This is a genomic window from Paenibacillus donghaensis, assembly GCF_002192415.1.
Lineage (GTDB): Bacteria > Bacillota > Bacilli > Paenibacillales > Paenibacillaceae > Paenibacillus_AQ > Paenibacillus_AQ donghaensis.
The window spans coordinates 1695287-1710664 of sequence record NZ_CP021780.1 but is presented as its reverse complement, the minus strand read 5'-3'; the positions used below and the strand labels follow the sequence as shown (position 1 = coordinate 1710664).

At 45.1% G+C, this 15378-nt stretch carries 2 protein-coding genes; both read right to left on the bottom strand.

Annotated elements, in window-relative coordinates; all coding sequences use genetic code 11:
• Positions 1–2: 2 nt before the first annotated feature.
• The gene (locus B9T62_RS07080) at positions 3–9386 is read right to left on the bottom strand and encodes a non-ribosomal peptide synthetase (protein WP_087914618.1); all 9384 of its coding nucleotides are present in this window, start codon (positions 9384–9386) and stop codon (positions 3–5) included.
• A gap of 32 nt (positions 9387–9418) precedes the next feature.
• Complete coding sequence (locus B9T62_RS07075; protein WP_281257760.1) at positions 9419–15337, bottom strand: SDR family NAD(P)-dependent oxidoreductase; 5919 nt, start codon at positions 15335–15337, stop codon at positions 9419–9421.
• Positions 15338–15378: the final 41 nt, after the last annotated feature.

Here is a 15378-nt window from a genome sequence, read left to right as displayed (position 1 = left end):
TATTAGAAATTGAAGCTGATATTTTGCTTTAATGCGGAAGTTTTTTTAAAGCTAGTATCCAGAATTTCAATCTCGGAGAGTTTCCTGTCTTGATTTCCCATGATGCTCGCAACGATTTTCAAATAATCCTGCGCCATCCTATTGACCGAATCCTCTGTGAACAATTGCACACAATAGTAGAAATTGAAGAATAGTTGCCCGGATTGCTCATAGGCTTCGAGCAGGATGTCGAACAGAGCGGATCTGTCCTTGTAAGCAAAATCCATTATTTTGAAGTTATCGTACTGCAAAGGCGGGATGTAAGCGTTCTGAAGGACAAATACGGTATTGAATAATGGGTTTCTGCTCACATCTCTTTTGATTCCCAGCTTATTGACAAGCTCCTCGAAGGGGTAACTCTGATTCTCATAGGCAAGTAATGAGTTCTGCTTGACCTCTTCCAGAAACTCCGAGAATGTCTTGTGACCCTCTGGATAGTTTCTTAGCGCTATCATGTTAGAGAACATTCCTATGGTGTCCTCGAAATCACTATGAAGCCGACCCGCGATCGGTGTTCCTACGATAATATCTTCCTGGACCGAATATTTGGAGAGCAGAATATAAAAGGCGGCAAGCAGGACTATGTACAGGGTGGAGCCTGTTTCAGCCGCTAATCCCTTTAGATTCTGCGTTCCCCATTCGTCCACATTGAATTTGACCACATTTCCCTCATAACTTTGCATTTCTGGCCTCTTATAATCTGTCGGCAAATTCAGCACAGGTAGGGTGCCTGAGAAGCAATTCAGCCAGAATTCCTCCTGCTGTCCAACCTCGTCCGACTGTATAAATGTGTTGTGCCAGACGGAGTAATCTTTATACTGGATTTTCAGCTCCGGTAGTTCAGTACCCGAGAAAAGCGCGAGAAAATCCTTCATCAAGATGCCTGCCGAAGTACCATCTGAGATGATGTGATGGACATCCAGAAAAAGCATGTGCCGGTCTTTGCCGATGCAAACAATCCCTACCCGGAACAACGGCGCTCTGTTCAAGTCAAAGGGCTTGACCATTTGCTTGACCAACCCATTCAAATCCTGGTCCATTGCTTCAAAGTAATCCACTTTGAAGCCGACCGATGGCCATATTCTCTGCATCGGCTCTCCATCAACTGTCTCAAAGGAAGTGCGAAGTGACTCATGCCGATCTATCAGCCTCACAAATGTATCTTCGATTCTGTCCAGATCAAGCTTCCCATCTATAATCTTGATATCCTGGATATTATATCCTATACTCTGCGGCTGCATAAACTGCAACAGAAACAATCGTTTCTGGGCCGAGGATAACGGATAAAGCTCTTGTTGATACGGTATCAGTGTTGCCTTGGATGCAGGCTTCAACCCTCCTTCAATCGTGTGAAGAAAGGTTTGATTCTCATTCAAGGAGAACAGCTTCTCTATCTTCTTGAAATCCAGGTCGCCTATCGAACATAACCCGATATCTACTAATTCAGCGGACTGTGTCAGTGAAGATACCATGATTCCTGTATCGATACAGCCATAGAAATAACCCAAGGATCCATACTTAGGCATGTTCACACCCGCGTTATAGATCATAAATATTGAGAATGCAGAGGATTTATAGATCGCCTTATTAGTGTGATAGTGGGTATCTACAGGTAGTTCATCCTGATCATTGACAATCTGCAGGCTGTTGTCGATTGGACTGTAGTAATACAATCCCATCTTCACTCCCTCAATCCTGTTCTTCTTCACATAAACGAAGATATCAATTGAATAGAGTCCTCCGGCACTGGCGTAATAATAGGTGATCTCCCCTTGAACCCGCTGCTGCATAAATACAGACAGCATCTGGGAAAAATCCGCAAAAGGAATATTCCTGCTCTCATCAAATACTCTGTATGAACGTCTTTCACTCATGTATGAAGGCAATTCATAGGTTCTATGAAGCAAAATTTTGTTCGCTCCGGTTTTGGAAATGCCCCTGTTCAATTGCTTGACTTTGAAATCATGGTACGCTGCGTCATCATAGAGCAATTCTTCTCCATACGGATTCTTAAAAAATTTGCTCTGCACATACGAAACTTCATGATAAGACAGCATCTTGTCCACAAGCACCCGCTTTTGAATCAATTCGTTCAAGAATTTCCGGATATCTCCGGGATGCAAGTCAGAGAACTCCTGCAGAATTTCGTTAACTGTGGTTCCTTTCTGCGCGATGAAATACAGTGTTGGGAATAAATCTAAGGCAATCCCCTGATATGAATACATTTCAATGTCGATTGCATGTTCACTGCGGCTCCAATGAGCTACCGGTGACCAATAATATGTCATTTCCGATGCCTCATGAGTCGTTGGGGCAGCCTCCACAACCTTGAGGCTTGGGTTCCCATTCAGGATTGTTTCACTAATCTGTTCGATAGTCGGCTCTCTAAAGAGAGTAACAATAGGAATTCTCACACCCATCTTACGATTGATTCTGTTGATAAAGTTCTGGGCCTGAAGGGAATCCCCACCAAGCTCAAAGAAGTTATCTGTTACGCTAACCTTCTCCAAACCGAGTAAATCCTTAGCTATGTCCGCAACTTCAGCTTCTGTTGCATTCCTTGGGGAAATATATTGAGTATCCGTATAATCCTGTGCCTCAGGCTCTGGAAGAGATCTCCGATCAACCTTGCCATTGGGTGTAAGCGGAATCCGATTCATCCACACATAACTGGAAGGAATCATATATTGAGGAAGTTCTTTAGCTAAATGCAGCTTTAGCTCGGATGATCCAAGCGATGTGTTCGCACTGTAGTATGTGCATAAATACTTATGGCCGTGCGCATCCATACGGTCGATTACTGCTGCTTGTTTTACGGCTGGATGTTTGATAAGACTACGCTCAATTTCATCGCATTCGATCCGATAGCCATTTATTTTAACCTGATTATCCTGTCTGCCGAGGAATTCGATCCAGCCTTCACGGTGAAGCATTCCATAATCACCTGTACGATACAAGCTGCCCAGTGCAGGATGAGGAATAAACGCATGTCTGGTTTTGTCCTTGTCATTATCATATCCTTCAGCAAGTCCAACTCCGCCAATATACAGCTCTCCCGGTACACCAACCGGACACAGCTCCATAGTAAAATTCAGTACATACAAGCTCTGGTTCGCTAGCGGCATGCCGTATGGTATAGTTCTCCAAGCATCACTCACCTGCTTAATCGGGTAATAAATCGACCATATCGATACCTCTGTTGCCCCCCCAAGGCTAACAACCTCTGCATTCGCAAAAACAGTTTTGATCCTGCCTGGCAAGGTCAGAGAAATCCGGTCTCCGCTAAGAAGTACGAGCCTTAACCCTGTACTTCCCAGGGGTTCTTCCAGATTGTCCACCATCATATCCATGATTGCCGGTACGGAATTCCAGATCGTAATATCATGTCTATCCATCATATCCCACAGTAAGCCGGTATCTCTCTGATCGGAAACCATGACAAGAGTTGCTCCGGTACTCAATGCTCCAAACACATCATAAACCGAGAGATCAAAACACATAGAAGAAAGTCCTATAAAAGTATCTCTTTCCGTAACCGCAAATTTGCGGTTCATGTCCAATATAGTATTGGAGACAGCAGCGTGGGAAATGACAACACCTTTGGGTTTTCCGGTACTTCCTGAAGTGTATATGATGTAAGCTATATCCTTCGTATGATGAACTGAATTAAACTCAGCACTTTCAACTGCAAGGTTGTGATCTGCATACAGTTCTGGCCCCAGTATGGCTCTGCAGCCGCTGTTGGTTCGGATATAATTCTTGCGTTCTTCAGGATACTCAGGGTCGATGGGTACATAAGCCGCTCCGGTCTTCAAAATTCCCAGCATATTCACAATTGCAGGAATACAACGTTCAGCTAACAAGCCAATCCGGTCGTCCCTCCCAATTCCCTGGCGTTTCAAATAATTCGCTACCTTATTGCTTCTTCTATGCAGTTCGTGATAAGTCAAGCTGACCTCCCCCGAGATCACAGCAATCTGGTCAGGCGTCAAGGCCACTTGTTTGGCAAACATTCCGTTCAATGTATCCGGCTCTATATTCTCTGCTGTGCGATTGTAGGTTAGAATGAGATCCTTATCAGATTCAGGCGGACATAACTTGTACTCAGCATCCGAATTTATCAAACCCATCAATACGCCGGTGTACTGGTCAAAAATGGACTTAATCACATTGCTCTCAAACAGCTCATCCACAAACTCAAACCACAGTTCAAGATTCCCATCGAGCTCCATGGCCTGATTATCGATGAAGACCTGCGACGTTTGACCAATCCCAAGCTTCAATTCGCCAAGTTGCTTGAAGTGATCCGCATTTCCATTCATATCGCCAAACAATAAGCTTGTGAATACGATAGGCATTGCTGCTTTGGTACCAAGATTGTTGTATCTGGAGAATTCTCTGATCAATTCAATCCCGTCATAATTCCTGTGCTCTAGAGCTTCCATTAATATAGATTGTACATACCTGGCGCTATCCCAGAAGGAGTGCGCTGGGTTAAGCTCCATCCCAAGCAACACAACGGATGTGAAATCGCCGACAAGCTCATTAACCTCCATGTGAAAGGGGTAACGGTTGAATACGGTAAGATTGACAGCTAGATCAGACTGATTGCTCCAATACGATAACACTCGTGCGTAAGCCGTACAGATCAATGCGGATGGAGTAATATTATGCTGTCTGGATTTTGCCTTCAGCTTGTCCCAATCAGACTTAGTGATGCTGCTGCTGAACCTTGTGAAATGCGGTTCGAAGGCCTCCGCTAGTTTTTTCATTGGCAACTCAGGCGCCTGGGGAAAATGTTCAAGCTTGTCGAGCCAGTATTTTCTGTCTATGGCATAGGCTTCGGAATTCTTGAATGCACTATGGGCCAGAATGTAATCCCGAAAGGTGAACTCCAACTGTTTCAGTTCAGCCTCAGGATTGATATACCATTCAATGAGATCCTTGCCGATGATCTGCATGCTCGCTGCATCGGCAATTAATAAATCACGTCCAAAAAAAAGATAACTCCTATCCTCGGAGAGCTTATAAGCCTTCAGTTCAAACAATGGCCATTCATCCGTCTTAAATATATAATGGGACATGCGCTCCCGTTCTTCCACCATGCACTCGTGCTGGATGTCTGTATGAAGACCGCTGATATCCTTCACTTGTATTACATAATCCGGAACTGATTCAAGAATCTGCTGCTGGCCGTCAGGATGTATTACTGCCCGGAGCATGGGATGTCTCTGGATTGTTTTCTGGAGGCTGCGCTCCAGCCGTTTGATATCGAGCTTCGTTTCAATTTCCATATAGGAATGTGTTGAAATGCCACCCATTTCGAAGTGAGTATCCCTACCCATCAAATAGGCCATCTGAACATCCGTTAAAGGAAAAGGTATGCCGATATCCTCAGGGTTAAGCACAGCCCTGTGGTAAATGGAGGCAGAACCTTCATTCTCCAACTCTCCCTGTGCGGCAGAGAGCTCTTGCACGGCTTCACAATGATCGGAAATTCTCTTCAGATAACTGATGATATGATCTGCAAAATGCTCAATGGTTATCTGAGTGAATTCCGCCCTGTTGTAGCCTACAAGCAACTTCAGTTGGCCTTCCAATATGACAGCGTTCATATCAAGGGCATACAACCGCTTGGCTTCAGGATCAATCAGTTGTCCGGCCGGCAGATCCGAGATGCTGAATCCACTTGAATGCAGCTCCGTGTCAAGCTGCCCGAAGAAATTAAAGCAAATATCCGGCTTGGCATCAAATCTTAATCCCGATTCAGATTCAGGGCTCAAATATTTCAGAATGCCATATCCAATGCCTCTGTTCGGCACTTGCTTCAACATAATCTTAACAGCTGACAGGCTCTTTTCGATGTCCCCATCCTCTGATACCTGCAAGAGAACAGGAAATAATGACGTAAACCATCCGACTGTTCTTGAAATCTCCGTGGTCTCACAAACTTGTTCTCTTCCGTGGCCCTCCAGATCAATGAGCGAATGGCAGTCCCCTGTCCAATCCCTTAAGGCAAGCCCTAGAGCAGTTAGTAAAACATCGTTGTATTCCAACCCGTATGTTCGTTGCGCCGTTCTAAACAGCTTGTCCGTTTCAGGTCGGCTCAGTTGGACAGCAACGGAACTCTGATCCGACTGAAAGTTGCTTATTGGAATTCCATCTTTAGGCAGCTGAGTACCGCTGAAACCTATTACACTCTCCCAATAAGCTGCTTCCTTCTCAAGCTCCTCACTATGTGCGTACTTTTCCAGAGAAGATGACCATTCCTGATAAGAATCTGTTTTACTTGGAAGCTTAATCTCCTGTTGCTGCAGAAATTGTTCATAACCGGAAGCGAAATCCTCAAGGATGATTCTCCAGGAAACACCGTCAACCACCAGATGGTGAATAACGATGAGCAGGAAATCCCCAATGTCTGTTCTAAATAAACATAGCTTCACTAACAGCCCATTCTGAATCGATAGCCCAGATTGGACTCCGTGAGCTTCTTCATTCATTTCAGACGGGTAATCGGTATGCCCGCAGAGATCAATGGTTTTCAGCGTCATTAGATCTTCGTCGAATTTTTTGTTATATTGCTGCCATCTTCCAGTTTCATATGTATAGGTCATACGGAGCGCATCATGATGCCGGAGCAATTGTTTCATTGCTTGTTCAGCTGCTTCAACGTCAATTCCCTCTTTCCGGTAAAGAAGAAGGGATTGGTTAAAGTGACTCTTATTTGCCGATTGCCGTGCAAAGAACCATCTTTGTATAGGGGTAAGCTTCACGATACCTTCCACCGGACCTTGATCTATAGTTCTCATCGGGATTGTAATATAGGAGCTTAATTCTTTAATTGTTGGGTATTGAAACAAATCCTTCATTTCCAGCTTCAGATGATAGTCGTGTAGAATCGACATCATCTTCATTGCTTTTATGGAATCTCCACCTAAAGCAAGAAAACTATCATTGATTCCGATCTTCTCCATTCTAAGGACTTGGACCCAGGCTTGAACAAGCTGTTGTTCTATAGCATTCCGGGGAGCCTCATAAATCCCACCTGTAACGATATAGGATTCCAGCTCCGGCAGTGCTTTGCGGTCCAGCTTACCGTTGTTGTTAACCGGTAGCTTGTTCAATTGCACGAAATAGGAAGGAATCATATAGTCAGGCAGCATCACTTCAAGGGAACCTCTCAACTCCATTGCTGTTAGTTGAACCGGCGCTGTGAAATAGGCGCATAATGACTTGGTGGAATCTTTATCCTCTCTGACGACAACAGCTGCTTCCTTGATCTGTGGTACTTTCAGAAGGACCGCTTCTATTTCTGCGAGTTCAATTCTGTTTCCCCGTATCTTAACCTGATCATCCATTCGGCCCACATACTCAAGATTTCCGTCTGGCAGCCATTTCACCAAATCTCCTGTCCTGTACAGTCTCTCCCCGTCAAGAAATGGATTCGGAATAAACTTCTCCTTCGTCAGTTCAGGGCGATTCAGATACCCCCTTGCCAGTCCATCACCGGAGATACATAGTTCTCCGGGAAGCCCTACCGGTTGAAGCTTCAAACCGTTCATGACGTAAAGCCTCGTATTATCAATGGGCTTGCCAATGGGTACTCTGGTGTACAAGGTGCTCTCTGAGCAATCAAAATAAGAGACGTCAATACACGCTTCTGTAGGACCGTAAAGATTATGCAGCTTGATTGCCAAGGATGCATTCCACAACTGGTTGAACCTCTGGACCTGGACAAAGTTTAGAGCCTCTCCGCTTGCAAACACCTGTCTTAACGTATTCAGTTTATCCACACAGGTATGGCTTTCCACATATTCCAAAAACGGAGAAAGCATGGACGGGACAAAATGTGCTGTCGTTATTTTATGCTTGCTGATTGTGTCAGCGATGATGGACGGATCTTTCTCCCCATCCGGTTGGAGCATGCATACACTTGAACCTGTAAAAGACCACCAGAACAATTCCCACACCGAAACATCGAAAGTAAACGGAGTCTTCTGCAGAATAACGTCAGTCTCCGTTAATGGATATTGCTTCTGCATCCAATTTAACCGGTTAATAACGGAATGGTGCTCAATCATCGTACCTTTTGGCCTTCCCGTCGAACCGGAAGTATAAATCAGGTAACACAGATCTGTGGAATTATTGAACGGGCCCAGATTTTGTTCTCCCATTCCGGATAAAGACAGGTCTTCAAGCTGGATCACTTCGCCCTGAAAGTCGGCAGGTATAGACCCAGCCCGGTAAGCAAGCAGCAGATTCGCCCGGCTGTCTGATAATATGTATTGCTTTCGCTCGGCAGGATAATTAGGGTCTATCGGCAAATAAGCGCCACCTGCCTTCAAAATGGCAAAGATCCCGACGATCATGTGGATCGAACGTTCGACCATGATGGCCACAATATGATCCGGCCCCACACCCTTGCTGCGCAACATGCGCGCTAATTGATTAGCCCTGTTGTTCAATTCCTTGTAAGACACGGCTTCATTGCCGGAAACTACAGCAATATGGTCCGGTGTAAGCTCAACCTGCTCCTCGAACAGGCTGTGAATTGTTATCTCTTTCCGGTAGCTGGCTTCAGTTAAATTAAATTCCACCAGAATTTGCTGTTTCTCTTCCAAAGATAGTAGATCCAGATCTGCAATACGGATTTGAATGTTATCGGAAATCGCCTCAAAAAGACGGAGCATATGCTCGCTAAGACGTTGGATCGTCTGATTTTTGTACAAGTGACCATTGTATTCCAACTGACAGGTAATTGATCCCTCATCTTCAAGAAAGGCGAATATAAGGTTTGAATTCGCATCCCCGATATAACTTCTGTCATGAATATTAAGCAGCAGCACCGAGGTATCAAACAATTCGGAACAGCCGCCTTTCAGATTCTCCAGCAAGTATTCCACTGGATAATTTGCATTCTGATAGGCATTCTGAATCGTCTCTCTAACCTTAAGCAGATAGTCTTTAAACAACCATTGCCCATCGATTTGATCTATAAGTGGCAGCCTTGTGTTAACAAACTCCGCATCCATGCCCTGCCTATAGATAGATGTGCCGATGGATACTAATTCAGCAGCGGTATACTTATAATGAAGACATCTTACGGCTGCCAGCAGGATAACAAACAGCCGTTTGTGTGAATGGTTGCTGATCGTAATTAATTTGGAAGAAGTTGCTTGGCCCAGCTGGAAGTTGAACGTCTCATACCGGAGTTCTCCCTCCTGCTGTTGAATATAATCATAAGGAAAAGCGCCTGTTTCAAAATCCTCCGCCAGCTGCTGTTCCCAATATTGTTTCTCACCGGAGAATTCGTCACTTGCCGTCATTACTTTACGCAATAGTTTCATGTAAAGACCCCCTTGCTGGTTTAACAGACAACCTAAAAAGCAAAGTCCCCGACATCGTCCGTTTCTTGCTTCACAGCCATTAATTGATCTGAAAAAGACAATTCATTAATCGTTAGATTTAGATTGCAGGAAACGGCCTGCAGAATTTTATGATAATAACTGAGGAAATCCTCAATGGTGCTTCGTTTGTACAAACTTGTCTTATATTCCAGAACCATATCAAGCTTATGGTCAGCAGTAGCCGCAATCAGTGTCATATCGAATTTTGAGGTTGTGCTTACATATTCCACGGTTTTGATGACAAGTCCCTGGATTGAGAGCTGCTTGGCAGGATCAATACGGTCTGAAATATTCATCATATTGAAGCAGACATCAAACAACGGATTCCTGTTGTAAACCCGGGTGAAATGCAACTTATCCAACAAGCTCTCCAACGGATAGTTCTGATGGTCATAAGCTGACAAGCTTATCCTCTTCACTTCATTTAAATAATCTTTAAATGTCTGATCCCCATATATACAGCTTCTAATCGGAAGGGTGTTAACGAACATTCCCATGGTTTGTTGAATATCCACATGGGTTCTACCAAGAACATTACAGCCGATAATTATATCTTTTTGCAGGGTGAATTTGCTGAGCAGAACATAAAATGCTGCAGTTAATACCATGTTAATTGTTGTTCCGGCTTCCAAAGCAGCCTTATAGAGCGAAGCACACAGGTTCTCATCCAACACTAGCCTGATGCTATCCCCTTCATACGACGGTACTGAAGGTCTTGGGAAATCCGTAGGCAGATTAAGGAGAGGAATCTCCCCTTTGAACATATTGAGCCAAAACAACTCGGATTTTTTTACTTTTTCAGAGGAATACAAGGCAGCCTGCCATTGGGCGTAATCGCTATATTGCATACCTGGTTCTGAGAGTGGCTTGTGGTCCAATAACTGAAAGAATTCATTCAATAGAATGCCAACCGATGCACGGTCTGCTAGGATATGGTGGATATCCAGCAGCAGAAGGTAGCGTTCTGAGCCAAGCTTTACGGTTTCCACGCGGAGCAGTGGAGGCTCTTCGAGGCTGAACGGCTTGACGAAGTTTCTCATGATCTCCTTGATGTCTTGCCTTGGTGCTTCGGAATGCCCCATCTTAAAATCGGCTTCTTCATGAACGCGGAATACCGGCATTCCATCGTTCATACTGAAGGACGTTCTTAACACTTCATGACGTTTTATTAACTGTATAATCATTCTTTCGAATAGCTCTACATCCAGATGCCCGTGGATATCCAGAGCAATCGGCGTGTTATAGCTGGTATTCCTGGGCAATCTCTGATAGTGAAGGTATATGCCCTTTTGCTGTGCAGTTATCGAATAGAAATCTTTAGCTTCAACATGTTTGATAATACCTGTCTCATTCGTATCCGGCCCTTCTCCTCTATTCACCCCTTCGCGGTCCACATATTCGGAAAGTTCGTTAACTGTTTGGTAGTTGAACACATCCACAATGCCTATGTTCATATTCAGTTGTTTGCTAAGACTATTGACCAGTTTCATAGCAAATACAGAATCACCGCCCAGATCATAAAAACTGTCATATATATTAATGGTCTGGAACCCTAATACCTCCCCCCATACCTTGGAAACCAGCAGCTCGGTGGCGGTATATTCTCCGTCGCTCCGCCCTTGAACCTCAACGTCAACACTGCTAGAATCGACCTTTTGGCTCAGCAACCGCACCCTTCTAAGCTTGGCTTTCAAACCTTCAGAGAACCCAACCGGAACTCTGTCTATCATGTCACTACCGTAATCTAACTCTCCTATGATGACTCTACCTACCTGCTTTTGAAGCACTTTGTCAAACGCCTGGACCGCGTCTTGGGTAGAAATCGCCTTGAACAACATATCCACATTGGAATTGTAATTAACAGCCATACCGGTTTCTCCCCATGCCGGCCAGTTAATCACAAGCATCCTTCTGCCTCGCTGATTGGAGTAGTCAGAGAATGCATCGAGAAATGCGTTTGCTGCCGTATAGTCGCCCTGTCCGGGATACGCAACCAATGAAGCGATAGAAGAGAATAACACGAACATGTCTAGTTCATCATGTTCTGTTAAGTGGCTTAACACCCATGCACCGTATATTTTGGGATGAATCACGCTATGAAAGGTATGGAAGTCTTTATCCAATAAGAGGCCTTGTCCTGCAACGCCTGCGCTGTGGATCACACCTCGAATCCGACCGAATTTACGCCTTAAATCTGCCAAGACAAAAGTCATTTGTTCATAATCAGCTGCATCTGCACTGTAACTAACTATTTCAGCGCCTGCACTTCTGAGAACAGCCAATTGCTTCAGCGTCTTACCTAGCCTTCTCTCTTCCCCAGACAAAATGCTCGCATCCCATCGTTCTATTTCCGGTAGAGGAGTACGGCTAATCAGTGCAAGATTAACGGGTCCCCTGGAGGCCAGGTACTTGCATATCTCCATACCGATTCCACCAGTGCCGCCCGTAATGATATAAACGCCTTCTCCTCCGATTTCTATGCTTTGATCAGGTATAGAATCGAGATTCAAGGCCTGAATTTCTTCCATATAAGGAATGCCATCCCGGAATGCAACCGCTCCTCCGCCCACAAGGGAATGATTCAATGCTTCGGCCAGTTCCGTACCAGTCATGCTATCACCCATGTCAATGCATCTGCAGCGTAGAATCGGATACTCATTGGAGATTACCTTACCCAGTCCGAAGAACGAGGCATGATAGGGCTGTAGCTTATGCTCTTTACCGGTTATCGAATATACATTGCGGGACACCAGATAGACTGATAGCGTCTGACTTCGGATACAACGGACAAGATGCTTGGTTAGGAAGAACAAACTGTGCAAGCCCTGGTCAAGAACAGCACGCAACCCTTCTGTATCTTGTATCTCCTGCTCCTCACTGAGGGAGGCCATATGAATAATATGGGTTAACCCGTCCACCTTGGCGTCTCTCAACAGTGAGACATAATCCTCTTCCTTAGCTGCCACTTCATAGTGATACTCGTCTATCTTCCGATAGGAAGAACCTACGCTTATTTCAACCACCTCACAACCTTGGCTGGTCAGCTGGTGTATCAGATCCTCGGAAATACCTAACTGATCCTTCAGGACCAAGGCTTTCTTTGGAGTAATGAAGGAACTTGCAGCAACTTCAGCAGGAACCCACTTTATGGTATGGAAGGAATCATCACTCTTTAACAGGTTTGCCTTCTTAATGCTGTATCCGTTCACTTCGGCAAAAACTTTGCCTGTCTTATCCCTCATAATAACCTCATAGCTCTTCATGCCATGAGAGTCGGAATGCAATCCGTTATCCGCAGCGGTAATATAACTGGTAAACGTTGAAGGTGTTGGTCCATAGATCTTCATACTTTTGTAGGCAAAAGGCAGATACTTCTCGTCCACAGTCAAAGCCAGGGCATTGAGCGACAGATCCAAGAGTGCCGGGTGAAGGAAATACTGCTTCAAGTCCTCTTGATATTCCTTAGGCAAATGCAGTTCTGCAACAGCGTTATCCTTTCCTGTTATAAGTGCTGCACAGTCCCTCCATCTGCTTCCGAATTCAATAAAGCCTTTCGTGTATTCATTAGGATTAATTTTGCCGACAGATTGTGTACAATGCGCTGAGAATACACCTGCATCCAAGACTGTTTCCGGCTGATTTACTAGTGGCTGGATCTTGCCCTGGACATATTGTGTAAACCAGCAACCGGTGCCGTCCACATCTGCCTCTTCTCCTGCGATAACAAAATTCAGCAAGCCATCTTCATGTTTCACGATAGTTTGGATTTTCTTACTTTCCCCTTCCTTTACCATCAGAGGAGAGATGACCGCGATATCCATTAGCTCCAACTGCTGTAAGCCATAATGCACCTTGCCAACATACATCGCCATTTCGATAAAAGCTGTACCCGGCATGATATAATGGCCTGCTACTTTATGTTCTTTCAGCACCCAGGTGTCAGCAGGGCTTATTTCGTTTACATAAATGTCCTGATTAATGGTCCGCAGGTACAATCTTCCCACCAGCGGATGCTCCTGATCTTGAATCTTTTCTCTTAGGACGGCAGTGTTGCTTTTTGCCCAATATGGCTTACATTCAAAAGGATAGGTCGGCAGCGCGACCTTTCGTGTACTGGAGTCACTGAACAGACTGTCCCAAGGTACACTAGCACCTTCACTGTACATTTGGCACAGATCATCCAATAACTCACGGTCGCGCTGTCCGCCTTCAACATAGCTGCGGGCTTTAGTTACAGACAGTTCGTCATGGGTCCGAATCGCTGACTTGGCAACCATTCCGGGTTCCGACTTATGCATGGCAACGGAAACGGGCTTACAATTTCCATAATAAGCGCAGTGATCCCAAGCCTTCTCTAACCCATCTCTAATGATAAGCTGAAGCCTGTTCCGCAGATCATGGATACCGGTTGCAACCATGGCAAGCCGGTAATCCTGATGAACTCTGCCGGTGTTGGCTGTGAAGCAGACATCACCTATCCGCTCATCCTCAAACTCGCCAAGGCACTCGCTGTATTTACGAATGTATTGCAATAATGCCGCATCGCTTTTTGCTGAGCATGTAAAGATAAACGGTTTATTTATATTAACTGACTGCTTTACGCTATCCTCCACATACTCATCTACAATGACATAAGCATTGGTTCCACTTATCCCAAACGAGCTTACGCTTGCCCGCAGGGGACCTTGATCGGACTTCCAATCCAGCATCCTGTCATTAAAGAAAACCGGCGATTCAACAAAATTAATATATGGATTGGGATTGTTAAAATGGATAGTCGGTGGAATCTTGTTATGTTTCATGGCCAGCACTACCTTGATCAGGCCTGCCAGACCAGAGGCAGCAACCAAATGCCCCAAGTTCCCTTTAACCGTGCCAATCGGACAAAATTGCTTCTTATTGGTGTATCTCCTGTAAGCATTGGTTATACCTTTAATTTCAACCGGATCGCCAAGCGGCGTACCTGTCCCATGGGCTTCAATATAAGAGATCGACTCCGGATTGATCTTCAATCTATCCCATAAATCTGCAATTAGGTTCTCCTGGGCAATCGCATTCGGCGCAGAGATACCGTTCGAAGCACCGTCATTATTGATCGCACTCCCTTTGATAACGGCGTATACATGATCCCTGTCCCTTATAGCTTTGGAGAGCGGTTTCAGAACAACGGCAGTGATACCTTCACCCCAAACCGTACCGTTAGACATGCTGTCAAATGGTCTTAGTGTATGGTCAGGGGACTCTAAAGCCGACAGTTTATTCTCTTGCAACGGCATCAGCATGATCCGGACCCCGCCAGCCACTGCAGTCTCACATTCGTTGTTCAAGAGTGCCCGGCAAGCCAGATGAAGGGCAACCAGACCGGAGGAGCAGGCGGTATCCACTACAAGGCTCGGACCGTTGAGATTCAGGATATAGGAGATTCGACTGGCTAATATCCCAGTAGCAGAGCCATTGAAGGCGATCATGTCAAATTCCTCAATAAAGTCTTTATAGAGGGGTTCGTTTAAATGTGCTTTGCCCACAAATACCCCAGTCTTTGAGCCATTAAGCTTGGAGAAATTTACCCCTGCATCTTCCAAAGCTCCCCAGACCACCATCAAAAACAATCTCTGTATAGGGTCCATTGTCGAGGCCTCAGCCGGTGAAATATTAAAAAAAGCTGCATCGAAGCCTGATATATCTTCCAGATAACCTTGCTTTAGCAATCCTTCTTCCCCTGAGTTCTCCTGAAGCTTCAAAAAACGTCCTAATTCCTCTCTCCGCTTCTCTGGAATAATTTCTGTACAATCATGCCCCTGTATCAACTGATCCCAATATTGCTGCACATTATTAGCCTGCGGAAGCCTGCAATCCATTCCTATGATCGCAATGTCCTCCGAGCTCTCCATGCTCTCCGACTGAGGAGCGGTTGTTTCGTATAATTCCTTCA